This window comes from Methylobacterium komagatae, from assembly GCF_042661665.1.
Classification (GTDB): Bacteria; Pseudomonadota; Alphaproteobacteria; order Rhizobiales; family Beijerinckiaceae; genus Methylobacterium; species Methylobacterium komagatae.
Genome location: NZ_JBHSWN010000001.1, coordinates 5,370,639 through 5,386,151 on the forward strand (window position 1 = coordinate 5,370,639; position 15,513 = coordinate 5,386,151).

The window sequence follows — 15,513 nt, forward strand, 5'->3', positions numbered from 1 at the left end:
AACCGGGCGAAGGAGACCCATCATGTCCCGTTCCATGCTTCGCAAAGGCCACTGGCGGAAGCTCGCCTTCGGACCATGCCCTGCGGCGCCGCGCGCCTCCGATGTGGTCCTGGCCGTAGTCGCGACGTCCTTGCTCGCGGGTCTCTGCCTGCTGGCGGTGGCCAACGTTGCCGGCGATTTGGCAGGCTGACCGTCACCGGTTTCGGCGGGCCTCCGGGCGGAGCCGGCAGACGCATCATTGCCGCCCGTGCCCGATCCGACGGTTCGCGGGTTGTCCCTCGAACAGGACCGCCGGCAACGAGGAGCCGATCCATGCTCGACACCACCCGCAGGGCCATCGTCTATCGCATGGTCATGGAGAAGCACGTCTGCCCGTTCGGCCTGAAGACCAAGGACCTGCTCGAACGCGAGGGCTTCACGGTCGACGACCACTGGCTGACGACGCGCGAGGAGACCGACGCCTTCAAGGCCGAGCACGGCGTGAAGACCACCCCGCAGACCTTCATCAGCGGGCGGCGCATCGGTGGCTACGACGACCTGCGCCGCCACCTCGACAGGGAGGTTCAGGACCCGAACGCGACGAGCTACACGCCCGTCGTCGCCGTGTTCGCGATGACCGCCTTGATGGCGTTGGCGGCGAGCTACGCCGCCTACGGCACGCCGCTGACGATGCGGGCGGGCGAGTGGTTCATCGCCTTCAGCATGTGCGTGCTGGCCATCCTCAAGCTGCAAGACGTCGAGACCTTCTCCTCGATGTTCCTGGGCTACGACCTGCTGGCGCAGCGCTGGGTGCGCTACGCCTACGCCTACCCCTTCCTGGAGGGCATCGCCGGCGTCCTGATGGTGGCGGGCGCCCTGAACTGGCTCTCCATCCCGGTGGCGCTGTTCATCGGCACGATCGGGGCGGCCTCGGTGTTCAAGGCGGTCTACCTCGACAAGCGCGAGATCAAGTGCGCCTGCGTCGGCGGGGCGAGCAAGGTGCCGCTCGGCTTCGTCTCGCTGACCGAGAACCTGATGATGGTCGCCATGGCCGTCTGGATGCTGGTGGCGCACCATTGAGCGCCGCCTTCGCCGCCCCGGGCTGGCTCCATGCCGTCTCGATTGCCGCGCTGCTGCTGGGGGCCGCCTGCGCGCTGCTGCTGTCGGTGGAGGTGGTCCGGCACCCACAGCACATGACCGTGATGAACGTGGTCTGGCCAGTCAGCGCCCTATTCGGGTCGGTGGCCGTGGTCTGGGCCTACTTCCGCTACGGCCGCCTCGCGACGATGGAGGCGCACCACCACGCGAAGGAGCGGGGCGAGGAGCCGCCGAACATGACCGGCACGCCGTTCCCGGTGATGGTGGGCAAGGGCGCGCTCCACTGCGGCAGCGGCTGCATGCTGGGCGACGTCGCCGCCGAGTGGCTGGCCTTCCTGGTTCCGGCGGTGGCGGTCTGGTTCGGCTGGCAGTGGGCCTTCGAGGAGAAGATGTACGCCGTGTGGGCGCTGGACTTCGTCTTCGCCTACGCGCTCGGGATCGTGTTCCAGTATTACGCCATCGTGCCGATGCGGGGCCTTTCGCCAGGCGAGGGCCTGGTGGCTGCCCTCAAGGCCGACACCCTGTCGCTGATCGCCTGGCAGGTGGGGATGTACGGCCTGATGGCGCTGGTGCAGTTCTGGCTCTTCCCGCGCCTGGCCGGGCAGCGGGCGCCGGTTCACTCGGTCGAGTTCTGGTTCGCCATGCAGCTCGCCATGGTCGCGGGGTTCCTGACCAGCTACCCGGTGAACTGGTGGCTCGTCGGCTCCGGTATCAAGGAGCGGATGTGAGGGGCACCCCCTCCGGTGTCCCATTCAAGCGAGGAGTAAAGACCATGAAGCAAATCGCACTGGCTTCGGCCGCCCTGCTGCTGCTGGCGGCGTCCCCGGCGATGGCGATGTCCTGCTGCGGCGGCGGCAAGGGCAAGGGCGCCATGATGTGCGGCAAGCCCGGCATGAAGGGCGGCATGGCCATGAACCAAGGCGCCACGAAGGGGAAGAAGGGCGGCTGCTGCTGCGAGGGCATGTCCATGAACATGACCCGGCGCGGCTAGGGCGGCCCGACGGAGCGTTCACGTCCTCGGCGCGGCAACGGACGAGGACGGGATATCGAGGTCCCGCGCCGGGGAAGGCGCGGGATGTTGCCGCCTTGCCTGCCAGCGGTCGAAGACCTCCCGCAGGGGGCCGGGGAGCGCGCCCGCGAAGCCCTCGTGCAGGGGAAAGCCAGGCATTCCCGCCGCCAGCGCTTCGAGCAGTGTCGCGCCATCACGGGCGTCGCGCTCGCGATCCGCCGGGTCACGGCCGGTCCGCCGGGCCAGCCAGAGCTTGCGCAGGGCGAAGGTCCGCGGTTCCGGCGCGACGATCTGGGCGGGGATCCCCTCGACGGAGACCACGACGCGGGCGACGGTCTGGCCGCCGAGAAGCCATTCCGCTCCCTCGGGCTCCGCCCCCAGGTCGGGCCGGTGCAGGCGCACCTCGTGGCCGGCCGGGTTTCTGACCGGGCCGGCCCTGCCGCGGGATGCCCGGTACGGACTCCCGCAAAAGGTCATGAGGACGTCGAACGCCGCCGTGTCGGCGTCCTCCGGTCCGGCGACCAATTCGAGCGGCGCGCCGGCAGGAAAGGCCTGTCCGATCCGCGAGCCGGCGGCCAGCCCGTAGGTGATCGGCGCCTCGGGCCCGATCACGAGGAGCGGGTCGCCGAGGAAGCCCTGGCGGGCGGCTTAGCGCAGCACGGCGGCCGTGTTCGACCCGACGGTGGGCAGCCCGAGGTAGAGGCACTCGCGTCCGGCGGCGAGAAGCTCCCCCGGCTGTGGGCCAGCTCCGCGTCGCGGCCCCGCGTCGGGTCGGAGGAGAGGAGGGCGAGGTGCGCCTCGTAGCGGTCGCCGAGCAAGGCGGCGCCATGGACCTCCTCGGGGGTGAGAGCGCCCACCCTCACCGGACGCCGACCGGCATCAGGACGGGGGCGCCGATACCATCGCGGGACCGGTCGGCCATGCCGGCGCGACGAGGGAAGGACGGGATGATCTTCACCTCGCGAAGCCACGTTTAATGTAGCACAACCTCCTGATGTCGTGGCCGCCGCTGCTAGGTCCGCTTCCTCCTACTGAGCAGACCTCTGGGCCGGCACGCTTGAATGTCCGCAAGGGGTCAGGAGTTCGCACGCTGATGGTTCTGCTGTGCGCCACTTCCGGACCTTCTGCCACAGCCGCTGGAATGGCCGCTCTTCGCTCGCAAGCGGTCTCTGCGCGGAGTGGTCGAGCCAAGAGGCCACAAGATCTTTAGGCTAGGAACGCCGCGCTCGCTGCCCAAGTCCAGGCCGCTGATGACGAGGCCGCCACGTTCAGATCCGCCTGGCGCAGGTCGAGAACCAGTTCGACCAGTTCCGCGTCGAGGAGTTCTGGGACGGCGTCATGCAGGAGATAGCCGAGCTCCCCGTCGAGCAGGGCCCCCTGACGCCGTCGGAGATCCTGCCGGGGCTCAGGGCTGTGACGGTCCGCGGTGCCTGCAAAGCAGGCTGAAGCCAGGATCGTCCACTGGATGGATGGCCGGCCCAGCGCCTAAACGCCTGGAACGATGCCGGTCCCTGCAAGCCCTGCCGCTTGTCCCGCGCGATGCTCGATCTCACCTTCGGCGCATGTACAACGAGTACGACGTCATCATCGTGGGGGCAGGCGCCGCCGGCATCGGCGCGGCGCGGAGGCTCGCGGATCAGGGGAAGGCGGCGCTGCTGCTTGAGGCCTCGTCGCGCCTCGGGGGACGCGCGTTCACCCAGGATCTCGGGGGATACCCGCTCGACCTCGGCTGCGAATGGCTGCACTCGGGTGACCGCAACGCCTGGGTCGGCATCGCCGAGGCATCCGGCTTCCCGGTCGACCACCCCGAGGTCGCCGTCGAAGAGGCGGGCGAGCATCATGCTGTCGCCGGCAACCCGCACCAGGAAGGTGGCCGGCCGGTTGGCGATCAGCAGCCTCTGCAGGTCGATCTCCTCCTCGACGAAGTCGTCGGCTGGGCTCGGGAAGCCGGCACGCACGGGTTTCGCCAGGATGGGGATCGGTGTCGGCAACCCGACCATGACGCCCGAGACCTGCATGCGCGCGATCCGAATCCAACGGAACAAAAGTGGAACACAACGGCCGGGTCCCGCCAAGCGTCCCAGCTTGGCCTCCGGCATGCGGCGTGAAGGGGTGTGGATAACGGGGATAGACCGCTGGAGCCCGTTGCCGGACCCACCCAGGAACGCATCAGGAACGTCGCCGGACCGTCGACGTTGAGCTGCGCCGGGGCGGGCCGGACCGCCTCACGTCTCCGTCCCGCGATACCGGGGGTATCCGCCATGAAGCGCCTCGCCATCTTCCTCGACGGCACCTGGAACACGCTCAACAACAGCCTCGGACGCCAACGCCCTTGAGAACGCGCCCGGCCTGCGCTGCCTGACCGGCAGCAGGGCCGAGCCGGTCCCCCTCGATGCGGCGCAGTCCGCGCTGGCCGAACTCGACCGGGGCGCCGAGCCCGGGGCGAGGGCCGCGCCGGTCGGCACGCCCCTGCCGCGTCGGTGTGCGCGCCCTCTGACGAACCTGGGCCGGTACGTGCGTCCCCGGCGCCGGGACGACGATGACCCGCCGCCCTGTCCGGCGGCGGCCATGCCGCGGCCCCGGACGCCTCCGGGTTCCGAGGCGGTCGCCCTCACGGCGTGTGGATGAGGTCCCGGATCCGCGAGCCGAGCGCGTCCATCGCGAACGGCTTTGTCAGGACCTGCATGCCGGGGCTGAGGTGTCCGTAGCCGACCGCCGCGTTCTCGGCGTAGCCGGTGATGAACAGGACCTTCAGGCCCGGACGGCGCTCGCGCTCGGCGTCGGCCATCTGCCGCCCGTTCATCCCGCCGGCAGGCGGCGGGCGCAAGCAGTCGAACCATTGCAGCGAGCGGCCCGTGAGGCGAAAGGTTTCGTCCCCGGCCGGTCCCGGCCTCGTACGGGGCTGGGCGGCTGGACGGCACCGGCGATCCCATGATCGCGGGAATGGCGCGGCGAGCTACAACGTGTCAGGCCGACAGGCGCCGTGCGTTGGCCGCGACCAGCTCCCGGTATCGCGCGACCACTTGGCAGTGGGTGCCGCCGGCCAGCAGCGTGTTGGCGGCTTCCATCGCGGCCACGATCTTCTCGCCGACCATCGACACCATCTCCGCCTGCGCCTCGGCCCCGCCCCAAGCGATGCGCACCAGCCGCAACTCGATGACCCGCTGCGCCTCGACGGCGAGCAGGAACGCGGCACAGAAGGGATTCGGCATCCGGATCTCCGATGGGACGTTCGCAACCGACAACTTCGGAGGACGCCCGCGGTCTCCCCGGACGGCTACGCAGGTGGGATCGTGGCTCGAAACCCGGTCGCGCGCTCGGGCGTCCCTGAACCGGCAGCAGCCCGCCGCCGCAACGCACGGCGAACCTGCTCCCGAACCTCGACGGCGCCGCCGAGCCCCCGGTTGATCCGCACCCGGAAGCCCGTCAAATGGCGCCCACTCCGGAGCCATGCTAACCCCTCGACCTTGCGAGCGAGTTGCCGGCTGGTCGGCCATCGCGCATCGGGACGGAGCTGGCGATGCACGCGACCTCGGCCGACCCGACGCTTGAAACCCTCGCCACGGCCCGGGCCGGCTTGAGGCAGCGTCTGCTCGCCGGCCTCGTCAGCCTCGTCTCCGGTGCGGTCACGCTGGCGCTCCTGCCTTTCGCGAACCTGCCCATCCCGCCGATGCCGGGCTTCGTGCCCGTCTACCAATCGGCCCTGGTCGTGGTCTACGGCCTGACGACCTTCCTCTTCCTCACCCAGTACCGACGTACCCGCTCGGCGTCCCTGCTCGTGCTCGGGACCGGCAGCCTCTACGTGACGCTGGTCGTGTTCCTGCAGATGCTATCCTTCCCCAACGTGCTCGCACCGGGGCGCATCCTGGGCTCCGGTCCCGACACCACGACCTGGCTCTGGACGTTCTGGCATGTCGGGCCGCCGCTCTGCGCGTTGCCCTACGCCATCCTGGAGGGCGACGGGCGCAGCCGGACGGTCGCGCCGGCGCGCGCCGCCGCGGTCGCCCTGCTCGCGATAGCCGCGACGGTCGCGGCGGCCGCGCTCACGGCCGTGGTCGTCACGCGTTACGTCCACCTCCTGCCGAAGTGCGTCGAGGGCGACGACTACTGGCTGCTGACCACCTCGGGCGTCGGCCCGGCCGTCGTCGCCTTGACGGTTCTCGCCCTCGCAGTGCTGTGCTGGACCACGCGCCTGCGCACCGTCCTGCAGCTCTGGCTGGCCGTCTCCCTGCTCCTGCTCGTGTTCGACAACATGATCACGCTGCCGGGCGCGGCACGCGGCACGGTCGGCTGGTTCACGGGGCGGCTGGAGGCGCTCGTCGCGGGCTTCATCCTGCTGGGCGTCTACCTACGCGAGGTCGATTTCCTGTACGCCCGCGCCGAGGCCACCGCACAGGAGCGCGAGGCGCGAAGGGCGGAGCTGCAGCTGGCGCGCGACAACCTCGCCCTCGCGCTCGAAGCGGCCGAGATGGGCGACTGGGGCTCGACCTGCGCACCGGCTTCTCGCGCCGGACCCCGCGGCACGACGCGATCTTCGGCTACCGTGAGCCGGTCGAGAGCTGGGACGTCGAGACCTTTCTTGGGCATGTGGTACCGGAAGACAGGGACGCTGTCCGGACCGCGCTCGAAGGCGTGGGCGGGAGCGGGCGCCTCGACCTCAACTGCCGCATCCGCCACGCCGGCGACGGCTCGATCCGACGGATCACGGTACGGGGCAAGGCCTACCGCGACGAGGCCGATCAAGCCCGGACAGTGGCCGGCATCGTCATGGACACCACACATCAGCACGAGGCCGAGGAGCGGCTCAACCAGGCCCAGAAGATGGAGGCCATCGGCCAGCTCACGGGCGGCGTGGCACACGACTTCAACAACCTGCTCACCGTCATCGTGGGCAACCTCGACATGATCGTGCGCAAGCCCGACAACGCACAGCGCGTGGAGCGCTTGGCGGCCTCGGCAATGACGGCGGCCAAGCGCGGGGCCGAGGTCACCGAGAAGCTGCTGTCCTTCTCGCGCCGGCAGGTGCTGCGGCCGGAGACGGTCAACCCGAACCGGCTGCTCAAGGACTTCCGGGCCCTGCTCCAGCGCGCGGTGGGCGAGACCATCGAGGTCCGGCTCGACCTCGACGCCAGCCTCGACCCGGTGCGGCTCGACCCCGGCCAGTTCGAGAGCGCGGTGCTCAACCTCGCGGTCAACGCGCGCGACGCGATGCCGGGCGGCGGGACGCTGACGGTGAGGACCTGCAACGCGCACCTCGACCCGCACGAGACGGCGGACCGGCCGGACCTGCGGCCTGGGGCCTACGTGCTCGTCTCGGTCTCTGACACCGGTTACGGGATGGATGACGCCACGCTCGCCCGCGCGTTCGAGCCTTTCTTCACCACGAAAGACGTCGGCAAGGGCACCGGCCTCGGCCTCAGCCAAGTCTACGGTTTCGTGCGGCAGGCCGGCGGCCACGCGCAGATCAAGAGCGAGGCCAGCCGCGGCACGTCCATCGAGCTCTACCTGCCGCGCTCGGTCGAGAAGGAGGCGCAGAACCGACCGGACGGGCCTATGCCCCTGCGCCGCGCCGCTTCGGGCGAGGTGGTGCTGGTGGTCGAGGATGAGCCGGCGGTGCTGGAAATGGCCGTCGAGAGCCTGGGCGAGCTCGGCTACCGGACGCTGACCGCGACGCAGGCCGAGCAGGCCCTGGAGCGGCTTGGCGGCCCGGAGCGGATCGACATCATGTTCTCGGACGTCGTGATGCCCGGCGGCATGAACGGTGTGCAGCTATCGGTGGAGGCGCGTCGCCTGCGCCCCGGCCTGCGAGTGCTGCTCGCCTCCGGCTACACGGGCACGGCGCTCGGCGAGCAGGGCGTGCCGGCCGACCTGCCGCTTCTCAGCAAGCCCTACCGGCGCGACGAGCCGCGAACAAGCTCCGGGTCATCCTGGGCTGAACGGCGTGTCTGACCACCGACCCGACCGATCGATCACGCTTGCCGCCAAGTCGTGGACCTGTGCTACGGTCATGCCAGGAACCGGGACCCGGAGTACGGGCACCGACGGGCTGTGACGTGACGGACTACCGGGAACACGACCGCATCGACGCGGAGCTGACGCGGTCGGACGCGAGCTCCGACCCGTTCGCGGCCGCCGTGCGGGCGACGCGGATGCCGATGCTCGTCACCGACCCGAACCGGCCCGACAATCCCATCGTCTTCGCCAACGCGGCCTTCACGAAGCTGACCGGCTACACCCGCGACGAGATCCTCGGTCGGAACTGCCGCTTCCTCCAGGGTCCGGAGACCAACCCCTACGACGTCGCCCGAATACGGGACGCCATCGAGCGGCGCGTGCCCATCGAGATCGAGCTGCTCAACCACAAGAAGGACGGCGAGGTCTTCTGGAACCGCCTGCTGGTCTCGCCGGTGTTCGACCGCGACGGTGCGCTGACCTACTTCTTCGCCTCGCAGTTCGACGTCACGCTGGAGCGGAACAAGCTCGTGCGCCTCCAAGGCGAGCTCGCCGCGTTGGAGGACGAGGTCGCACGGCGCAAGGCGGAGCTCGCCCGGACCGATGACCGCATGCGGTTCGCCCTCAAGGCCGGCCGGATCGGCTCCTGGACGCTCGACCTCGCCGACCGCCGGCTGGAGGCGTCCGACATCTGCAAGGAGAACTTCGGTCGGAGCGCGAGCGAGCCGTTCCCGTACGAGGAGCTGCTCGCCGCCATCGTGCCGGCCGACCGGGAGCGGATGCAGGAGGCGGTGCAAACCTCGATCGCCGAGCGCGGAGACTACGACATCGAGTACCGCGCTCGCACGCCGAACGGCGAGGAGCGCTGGCTGCACGTCCGCGGGCAGACATTCTACGACCCGGAGGGCCAGCCTCTGAGCATGGCCGGGGTGTCCATCGACGTCACGGAACGCAAGCGCGGCGAAGAGCACCGCCGCCTCCTGGCGGACGAGCTCACGCATCGGGTCAAGAACTCGATGGCGACGATGCAGTCCATCGCCCACCAGACGCTGCGCAACGCGGGCGGCCTGGACGAGGCGCGCGAGACACTCGACGCACGCCTCGCGTCCCTGGCGGCGGCCCACGACGCCCTGATCCGTGGGGATTGGGGAGGAGCGACGCTGGGCGAGATCGTCGAGCGGGCCTTGCAACCGTTCCGGAGCGGCGCCGCCAGGCGCTTCACCGTCGCCGGTCCGGAGGTCTGGCTGTCGCCGCGGGCGAGCCTGGCGTTCGTGATGGCGTTGCACGAGCTGGCGACGAACGCGGTGAAGTACGGTGCCCTGTCGAACGATTCCGGCCGGGTGGTCCTCGACTGGGGGATCGTGGAGGGACGGCAGCCACCGCACCTCTGGCTGCGCTGGGAGGAGATCGGCGGCCCACCCGTCGCGAAGCCGAAGCGGAACGGCTTCGGCTCGCGCATGATCGAGCGGGCACTGGCGATGGAGCTCGGCGGCACGGCTCGGATCGCGTATCGCCCGGGCGGAGTGGTGTTCACCGTCGAGGCCCCGGCGCCCGAGGTCGCCGTCGCAAGCCAAGCGTAGGCGTCGAAGGTGACGATCGACGTCGGCGGCGTGCCGCGGCGCCGCACACGTAATGCCGGCGTAAGGCTTCGTGTGCCAGAACCCATGCGACGAAGAGAACGCCTGGGGAATGCCCGCCGATGGACCTGCCGCCCCGCCTCGCGAAGCGGCTGGCTCCGCCCGCACCTGGATCGCGCTCGGCGTCCTGGCGCCCCTCGGCATGCTGGTCGTGTCCGGCCTGATGCTGCTCGACCTGCGCCGCGACGCCTGGGTGCAGGCGGAGCAGACCTCGAAGAACCTGCTGCAGGTCATCGAGCGGGACATTGCCCGCAACGTCGAGATCTTCGACCTGTCCCTGCAGGGCGTGCAGGAGAACCTCCGCGCCTCCGAACTCGACGCGGTGAGCCCGGCGATGCGCCAGCTCGTTCTGTTCGACCGTTCGGCGACGGCCCGGGACATGGGCGTCATGCTCGTCATCGACGAGCGCGGCGACATCGCGGTCGACGCCGGGGCGCTGCCGCCCCGCAAGGGCAACTACGCCGACCGCGACTACTTCCGCGTCCATGCGGAGCGGGGCGACCTCGGCCTCCACATCGGGCGGCCGCTCGTCTCCCGGCTGACGGGCGAGCGCATGCTTCCGTTCAGCCGCCGCATCTCGAAGCCCGACGGATCCTTCGGCGGCGTGGTGCTCGGCACCCTGAAGCTCGCCTACTTCAGCCGGCTCTTCGACCAGCTCGGCCTCGGCCGCGAGGGCGCGATCAACCTGTACCTGCGCGACGGCACGCGCATCATGCGCCAACCCTACGAGGAGGCGGACATCGGCGTGAACATCGCCGGAGCCCCCACCTTCAGGCGGTTCGTGAGCGCCTCTTCGGGCAGCTTCGTCGGCACCTCCGTCCGGGACGGGGTCGAGCGGCACTACGCCTTCACCCAGATCGGAGATCTGCCTCTGGTGCTCAACGTCGCCCTCGCCACCGACGACATCGAGGCGGGCTGGCGCGCCAAGGCCGCCGTCATCGGCGCGATCGTGCTGGTGCTGTGCGGCCTGACCGCGACCCTGTCGCTCTCGTTCGGACGCGAGCTCGAGTCGCCGGGACGCGATGCAGGCCGAGCTCGCCACGCTGTCGCGTACGGACAGCCTCACGGGCTTGGCGAACCGGCGCCGGTTCGACGAGGTGTTCGAGACGGCCTGGGCCAGCGCACGGCGCACGGGCAAGCCTCTGTCGCTCCTCATCGTCGACGCCGACCACTTCAAGCGCTTCAACGACCGGTACGGCCACGCGGTCGGCGACGCGGTGCTCAAGGGGCTCGCCCGCTGCCTGTCGGCGAGCGTGCACCGACCCGACGACCTCGTGGCGCGGGTCGGCGGCGAGGAATTCGCGATCCTGCTGCCCGATACCGACGTGGAAGGCGCCGAGCGGGTCGCCGGGAAGGTGCACGCGATGGTCGGGACGCTCGTGGTCGCCTCCGCGGCCATCGGCGCGGGCTCGGTCACGGTCAGCGTCGGCCTCGCGGGCGGCGTCGGCGGGGCGGGCGTGGAGGCGGAGACGGTGTACCGCGCGGCGGATGCGGCGCTCTACGCCGCCAAAAAAGGCGGACGCAACCAGACCCGGAGCGCGACGGCGGCTGGCCAAGGCGCCGAACGGCCAGCTTCCCTGCGCCTGGTCCAGGCTTGATCCGGCACGCGCTCCCATCCGGTTGCCGAGGCCGGCAACGGGCCGGGAACCGACCTCGGCGCGCATCGGAGCCCATCAGGCGGCGGTGCCAGGTAGCGGCATCCGGACCGAGACCCGCAGGCCGTCCGGCGCGAAGTCGACATCGACCTCGGCTCGTGTCTGCGTCGCCAGGACCTTGTTGAGCAGGCGGTGGCCGAAGCCCTCGCGCGTGGGATGCGGGGCCGGAGGACCGTCGTGCTCGGTCCAGTCCTAGCGCAAGGCGCGTCCGGCAGGTCCCTCCTCGACCCACCAGGCCACCTGGAGCCGACCGGTCGGAGCGGCGAGCGACCCGTGGCGGAGGGCGTTGGTCGTCAGCTCGTGCAGGGCCATGCCGACCGGCACGGCGAGCTCCGACGGGAGCACGACCGCCGGGCCCTCCAAGGTCAGGCGCCCGCGCTCGTCGTAGGGGTCGAGTTCGGCGCGCAGCAGCCCCTCGAACGAGGCGGCTTGGGCGAGATCCTCGGTGATCAGCGCGTGCGTCCGGGCCAGCGACGTGGTGCGCCCGGACAGGGCCCGAGTGAATTCGGAGACCGAGAGCGACGAGCGCATGGTCGCGTTCAGGACGGCCTGCACCGTCGCCAGCGTGTTCTTCACGCGATGGTGAAGCTCCCGCACCAGCAACGCCTGCCGATCCTCGCCGGCGCGTCGGCCGGTGACGTCTCGCTGGGCGGAGACCCAGTGCGTGATGCGGCCTTCGGTGTCGCGCACGGGCGTGATCAGCCACTCCACCACGTAGGTCGTCCCGTCCTTGCGGTAGTTCAGCGCCTCGCCCTGGGCCATCTCGCCGGCCTTCATGGCGGCGCGCAACCCGTCCAGGACGGCCCGGTCGGTGCCGGGACCCTGGAGGAAGCGCGGGGACCGCCCAAGGACCTCCTCGGCCTCGTAGCCTGTCATGCGGGTGAAGGCCGGGTTGGCGTACTCGATACGCGGACCCGGCTCGTCGATGTCGGCCGAGGTGATGAGGATCGCCTCGCCGGTGGCCTCGACCGCCGCGCGCAGCAGCCTGGGATCCGGCGCACCCGTTCCCGTCCCGACACGTCCGGCCACCCCACCCTCCAGGATAAGCCGTCGCGTGTCGGCTCTCGAACCTCACGAGACCCTCGACAGGTCCCGGGAGCGTAACCTGGAAGCGGGTCTCGAGTTGCCGCGCCTCGTGCCCAGCGCTGCGCCCCATCGTCCCAGGCGGGAAGGCCGGCGACGAGGATCCCGTCGTTACGGACGTCATCATCGCCCCGGGGCAGGGCCTTGCCGTGGAACGCGGCGGCCGGCGATGACTTCCCATCCCGGTTCATGGAGGCGGGCATGGCGGATAAGAAGGGGGCACGGCAGCGCGACGGCCAAGAAGGCGAACGCGAAGGCGAGCCACGAGGGCAAGTCCAACCCGCGGACCTCCTCGACCGCGCAGGCCGAGCTCGGCAAGAAGGGCGGCAAGGGCAAGTAAGCCGGCGCGGCGCGTGACGTCGGGGCGGCGTAGCCGGGGCCGCATGCCGCAGGTGCGGGGCCAGGACGTTTCGGTGCCGCCGAGGTTGATCCAGGCGGCGCTGCCTTGCTGGGACAGCCGGACCGACCGACGAGGCAAGGGTTACCGTGCCGGACCGAGATGAACAGGGCCGCCCTTACCGGCGGCGCCTCGACGAGATGATGGCTTTTCGCCCCTCGCCGCCCTTCCCCGACCTGGAGGTCGCGCTGTTCCGGCGGTTACAGGCCTTCGACGTGGAAGCCCGGACGGCGGGCGCCTCGCGAGAGACCCTCGGCGCTATCTCGGCCGCACGGACCTCTTTGGGATCGTCTGACCTGAAGCAGTGGCTCCCCATGCCGCGCGGCAACTGAGGACACGTCGGAATCGTGCGATCATCCCACCCGCCGCTCCGCTTCCTCGTAGCCGAGAGCGAGACCCAGCAGGCCCGCGAGAAGCGTCGCGAGAGCGTCGGTCGGTCTTCCGGCGAGACCTACCTGGACATCCTGCACAGGCTCGTGCCGGACGCCGCGTGCGACCGCATCCAGCCCGCGGACACCGATGCCGCGCTCCCGCCAGGCCTGTCGCTCACGGGCTACGACGCGGTGCTCCTCACGGGCTCGCCGCTGCACCTCTACGAGGAGACACCCGAGACACGGCGCACGGTCGCCTTCATGCGGGCCGTGTTCGCCTCCGGCACGCCGGCCTTCGGCTCGTGCGCCGGGCTGCAGGTCGCCACCGTCGCGGCCGGGGGCAGCGTGCGCCCGAACGCGCGGAGGCTGGAGGCCGGCTTCGCGCGGCGGATCACGCCGACCGGGGAAGGTCGCGCGCACCCGCTTCTGGCGGGCCGGCCGGCCGCCTACGACGCGCCCGCCATCCACACGGACGAGGTCGAGGCGTTGCCGCCGGGGGCCACCCTGCTCGCCGGCAATCGCTTGACCGCCGTGCAGGCCGCCGAGATCCGCTTCGATGGCGGCGTGTTCTGGGGCGTGCAGTACCACCCCGAGATCGGCCTCGACGAGGTGGCCGGCGCCCTGCGCCGCCAAGCGGACAGCTTGGTCGAGGCGGGCCTCGCGCGGGACGGGGAGGACGTCGAGGCCTACGCGTGGCAGGTCGACGGCCTGCATGCGGATCCCACACGGCGCGACCTCGCTTGGCGCCTCGGCCTGGACGAGCAGGTCACCGACGAGCGCCTCAGGCAGACGGAGATGCGCAACTTCGTCGAGGCCCTCGGGCGGGGGAGACCGCTGGCTGTGGATAGCTAGGACCGGTCCGAGGCCGCGCGGAACGCGGCGGAGGCGGCGCCGTTGCCTGAGGCCCCGCCATCCCACGCGGGTTTCGCGGCCATCCATGCGACGTGCGTGCCGAGTTCCGATGCAACTGCCTAGAGACGACCAGAACCACCCTCGGGCCGAAGCCTTCCGAGCCTTCATCCGCGATGCCGGCTTCCCCTGCGTCGGAGCCAAGTCGGCGCTGACCAAGGGCCAGATGCGGGTCCTGGTCGCCCGCGACATCACCTCGGCCTGGGACGACATGCGCATCTACCCGGCGCTGATGGCGTTCGCGGCCCGCTACCGCCGCCGGCCCGACCTCTCCCAGAGCTTCGCCGTCATTTTCGAGGGACCCGGCGACCTCGACGAGGCCGGCTTCGAGCGGCACCTCTGGGACCGGGTGCAGTCGCTCGCCGACAAGGATGCCTGGCTCGGCCATCCCTGGGACGGTCGCGTCGCGCAGGAGCCAGACAGCCCGCACTTCTCCCTGAGCTTCGCCGGCGAGGCGTTCTTCGTCGTCGGGCTGCACCCGCATGCCAGCCGCCCGGCACGCCGGTTCTCCTCGCCCGCCCTGGTGTTCAACCTGCATGCCCAGTTCGAGCAGCTCCGCGCGGCCGGCCGCTACGAGAAGCTGCGCTCCTCCATCCTGCAGCGGGACGAGGCGCTCGCCGGTTCGGTCAACCCGATGCTGGCGCGGCACGGTGAGATATCGGAGGCGCGCCAGTACAGCGGCCGGGTCGTGGACGCGGGCTGGCGGTGCCCCTTCCGGCCGCGTGGCGCGAACCCCGGGGGCGCCGATGTGCGCTGACGCCGGCACCCACGAGATCGCGCCGCGCTCGGGCGTCGCCTTCACCCTCGACAAGGGCGACCGCCTCACCGTCATTGACCCGCGCGGCGAGCAGGTGGCCGACCTCCTCGCCTTCAACCGTCACGACCTCGACGAGGTGATCTCCTCCGGTCGCACGCTCGACTACGCGAGCCGGATCTACTTGACGACCGGCGACCCGCTCTACTCGAACCGCTCGAACGTGCTTCTGCGCATCGTCGAGGATACGGTCGGTCGGCACGACTTCCTGCTGACGCCGTGCTCGGCCGACACCTTCCGCATCATCTACGGCGACGCGGACCCGCACCGGGGCTGCTTCGGCAACCTCGCGCACGCACTCGCCCCTTACGGGGTCGCCGCCGACCGCATCCCGGTGGCGTTCAACTGCTTCATGAACGTGCCGGTGGACGGTGCGACGGGGACGTTCACGGTCGAGCCGCCGCTCAGCCGGGCCGGCGACCACATCACCTTCGAGGCGGAAAGGGACCTGGTCATCGGCTTGACCGCCTGCTCGGCGCTCCAATCGAACAACGGCAGCTTCAAGCCCATCCACTACCGGATCGAGCGTGGCCGCCCAGGCGAACCAAGTGAGGGGGCGAGCGAAAGCGTCGCCGACCGCAACGCTTTGCCTCCTGGCGCGTAGCCTCG

15 protein-coding genes and 6 pseudogenes are annotated in these 15,513 nt (G+C 70.7%); 15 read left to right on the top strand and 6 right to left on the bottom strand.

From position 1 onward, the window contains the following. Nucleotides 1–22: 22 nt before the first annotated feature. From ACFQE0_RS26525 to ACFQE0_RS26540, 4 genes are all read left to right on the top strand, one after another. Nucleotides 23–190, top strand: coding sequence for a hypothetical protein (locus ACFQE0_RS26525; protein ID WP_170267751.1), 168 nt, complete (start codon nt 23–25; stop codon nt 188–190). A 122-nt stretch (nt 191–312) separates the two neighbouring features. Continuing rightward, nucleotides 313–1,059, top strand: a complete 747-nt coding sequence (locus ACFQE0_RS26530) for a MauE/DoxX family redox-associated membrane protein (RefSeq protein ID WP_147025447.1) — start codon at nt 313–315, stop codon at nt 1,057–1,059. Further along, complete coding sequence (locus tag ACFQE0_RS26535; RefSeq protein ID WP_147025446.1) at nt 1,056–1,805, top strand: DUF4396 domain-containing protein; 750 nt, start codon at nt 1,056–1,058, stop codon at nt 1,803–1,805. Before ACFQE0_RS26530 ends, ACFQE0_RS26535 begins: the two co-directional genes overlap by 4 nt. A gap of 44 nt (nt 1,806–1,849) precedes the next feature. Next, nucleotides 1,850–2,068: a hypothetical protein gene (locus tag ACFQE0_RS26540; RefSeq protein ID WP_147025445.1), complete on the top strand. Its 219-nt coding sequence runs from the start codon at nt 1,850–1,852 to the stop codon at nt 2,066–2,068. Between the two features lie 18 nt (nt 2,069–2,086). Here the strand turns inward: ACFQE0_RS26540 and ACFQE0_RS26545 are convergent, their stop codons facing one another. Both ACFQE0_RS26545 and ACFQE0_RS26550 read right to left on the bottom strand, forming a co-directional pair. Further along, nucleotides 2,087–2,698 carry a GSU2403 family nucleotidyltransferase fold protein gene (locus tag ACFQE0_RS26545; protein WP_174804895.1) on the bottom strand — a complete coding sequence of 204 codons (612 nt, stop codon included), beginning with the start codon at nt 2,696–2,698 and terminating at the stop codon, nt 2,087–2,089. After that, nucleotides 2,695–2,949, bottom strand: a complete 255-nt coding sequence (locus tag ACFQE0_RS26550; RefSeq protein WP_378974986.1) for a hypothetical protein — start codon at nt 2,947–2,949, stop codon at nt 2,695–2,697. Before ACFQE0_RS26550 ends, ACFQE0_RS26545 begins: the two co-directional genes overlap by 4 nt. Before the next feature lie 699 nt (nt 2,950–3,648). Between ACFQE0_RS26550 and ACFQE0_RS26555 the strand changes: the two are divergent. Then, nucleotides 3,649–3,897 (top strand): annotated as a pseudogene (locus ACFQE0_RS26555) (FAD-dependent oxidoreductase); the annotation flags it as partial. Here ACFQE0_RS26555 and ACFQE0_RS26560 read toward each other — a convergent pair. The 3 genes and pseudogenes from ACFQE0_RS26560 to ACFQE0_RS26570 form a co-directional block, all read right to left on the bottom strand. Then, nucleotides 3,880–4,104, bottom strand: a pseudogene (locus tag ACFQE0_RS26560) (LexA family protein); the annotation flags it as partial. The pseudogenes ACFQE0_RS26555 and ACFQE0_RS26560 sit on opposite strands and share 18 nt — an antisense overlap. 593 nt (nt 4,105–4,697) lie before the next feature. Then, nucleotides 4,698–4,895 (bottom strand): annotated as a pseudogene (locus tag ACFQE0_RS26565) (response regulator); the annotation flags it as partial. A 157-nt stretch (nt 4,896–5,052) separates the two neighbouring features. Then, the gene (locus tag ACFQE0_RS26570; RefSeq protein WP_003604877.1) at nt 5,053–5,298 is read right to left on the bottom strand and encodes a hypothetical protein; all 246 of its coding nucleotides are present in this window, start codon (nt 5,296–5,298) and stop codon (nt 5,053–5,055) included. A gap of 458 nt (nt 5,299–5,756) precedes the next feature. Here ACFQE0_RS26570 and ACFQE0_RS26575 point away from each other — a divergent pair. The 5 genes and pseudogenes from ACFQE0_RS26575 to ACFQE0_RS26595 form a co-directional block, all read left to right on the top strand. Further along, nucleotides 5,757–6,398 (top strand): annotated as a pseudogene (locus tag ACFQE0_RS26575) (MASE4 domain-containing protein); the annotation flags it as partial. Nucleotides 6,399–6,616: 218 nt separating this feature from the next. Further along, nucleotides 6,617–6,793: pseudogene (locus tag ACFQE0_RS26580) on the top strand (PAS domain-containing protein); the annotation flags it as partial. A 60-nt stretch (nt 6,794–6,853) separates the two neighbouring features. Continuing rightward, the gene (locus ACFQE0_RS26585; RefSeq protein WP_378975713.1) at nt 6,854–8,035 is read left to right on the top strand and encodes an ATP-binding protein; all 1,182 of its coding nucleotides are present in this window, start codon (nt 6,854–6,856) and stop codon (nt 8,033–8,035) included. Nucleotides 8,036–8,139: 104 nt separating this feature from the next. Beyond that, a complete protein-coding gene (locus ACFQE0_RS26590) occupies nt 8,140–9,618 on the top strand; it encodes an HWE histidine kinase domain-containing protein (protein ID WP_283205964.1) in 1,479 nt (492 codons plus the stop codon). A gap of 119 nt (nt 9,619–9,737) precedes the next feature. After that, nucleotides 9,738–11,273, top strand: a pseudogene (locus ACFQE0_RS26595) (sensor domain-containing diguanylate cyclase). Between the two features lie 249 nt (nt 11,274–11,522). Here ACFQE0_RS26595 and ACFQE0_RS26600 read toward each other — a convergent pair. Continuing rightward, nucleotides 11,523–12,359 (bottom strand): HWE histidine kinase domain-containing protein, encoded by an 837-nt coding sequence (locus ACFQE0_RS26600; protein WP_287741859.1) that lies wholly within the window; start codon nt 12,357–12,359, stop codon nt 11,523–11,525. A gap of 223 nt (nt 12,360–12,582) precedes the next feature. Between ACFQE0_RS26600 and ACFQE0_RS26605 the strand changes: the two genes are divergently transcribed. From ACFQE0_RS26605 to ACFQE0_RS26625, 5 genes are all read left to right on the top strand, one after another. Continuing rightward, nucleotides 12,583–12,753 (top strand): hypothetical protein, encoded by a 171-nt coding sequence (locus ACFQE0_RS26605; protein ID WP_003604883.1) that lies wholly within the window; start codon nt 12,583–12,585, stop codon nt 12,751–12,753. A gap of 146 nt (nt 12,754–12,899) precedes the next feature. Further along, a complete protein-coding gene (locus ACFQE0_RS26610; RefSeq protein ID WP_003604884.1) occupies nt 12,900–13,142 on the top strand; it encodes a hypothetical protein in 243 nt (80 codons plus the stop codon). 15 nt (nt 13,143–13,157) lie between these two features. Continuing rightward, entirely contained in the window at nt 13,158–14,033 is an 876-nt protein-coding gene (locus ACFQE0_RS26615; protein ID WP_238233855.1) for a type 1 glutamine amidotransferase, read from the top strand. Between the two features lie 109 nt (nt 14,034–14,142). After that, nucleotides 14,143–14,847 carry a guanitoxin biosynthesis heme-dependent pre-guanitoxin N-hydroxylase GntA gene (gntA, locus tag ACFQE0_RS26620; protein WP_238233853.1) on the top strand — a complete coding sequence of 235 codons (705 nt, stop codon included), beginning with the start codon at nt 14,143–14,145 and terminating at the stop codon, nt 14,845–14,847. Next, nucleotides 14,837–15,508 (top strand): DUF1989 domain-containing protein, encoded by a 672-nt coding sequence (locus ACFQE0_RS26625; RefSeq protein WP_238233852.1) that lies wholly within the window; start codon nt 14,837–14,839, stop codon nt 15,506–15,508. Before gntA ends, ACFQE0_RS26625 begins: the two co-directional genes overlap by 11 nt. The last annotated feature ends 5 nt before the right edge of the window (nt 15,509–15,513 follow it).

Coding starts and splice junctions, on each gene's coding strand:
- ACFQE0_RS26570 (WP_003604877.1), bottom strand. CDS start 5,298: ATGCCGAATCCCTTCTGTGCCGCGTTCCTGCTCGCCGTCGAGGCGCAG.
- gntA (WP_238233853.1), top strand. CDS start 14,143: ATGCAACTGCCTAGAGACGACCAGAACCACCCTCGGGCCGAAGCCTTC.
- ACFQE0_RS26530 (WP_147025447.1), top strand. CDS start 313: ATGCTCGACACCACCCGCAGGGCCATCGTCTATCGCATGGTCATGGAG.
- ACFQE0_RS26540 (WP_147025445.1), top strand. CDS start 1,850: ATGAAGCAAATCGCACTGGCTTCGGCCGCCCTGCTGCTGCTGGCGGCG.
- ACFQE0_RS26625 (WP_238233852.1), top strand. CDS start 14,837: ATGTGCGCTGACGCCGGCACCCACGAGATCGCGCCGCGCTCGGGCGTC.
- ACFQE0_RS26585 (WP_378975713.1), top strand. CDS start 6,854: ATGGACACCACACATCAGCACGAGGCCGAGGAGCGGCTCAACCAGGCC.
- ACFQE0_RS26605 (WP_003604883.1), top strand. CDS start 12,583: ATGACTTCCCATCCCGGTTCATGGAGGCGGGCATGGCGGATAAGAAGG.
- ACFQE0_RS26525 (WP_170267751.1), top strand. CDS start 23: ATGTCCCGTTCCATGCTTCGCAAAGGCCACTGGCGGAAGCTCGCCTTC.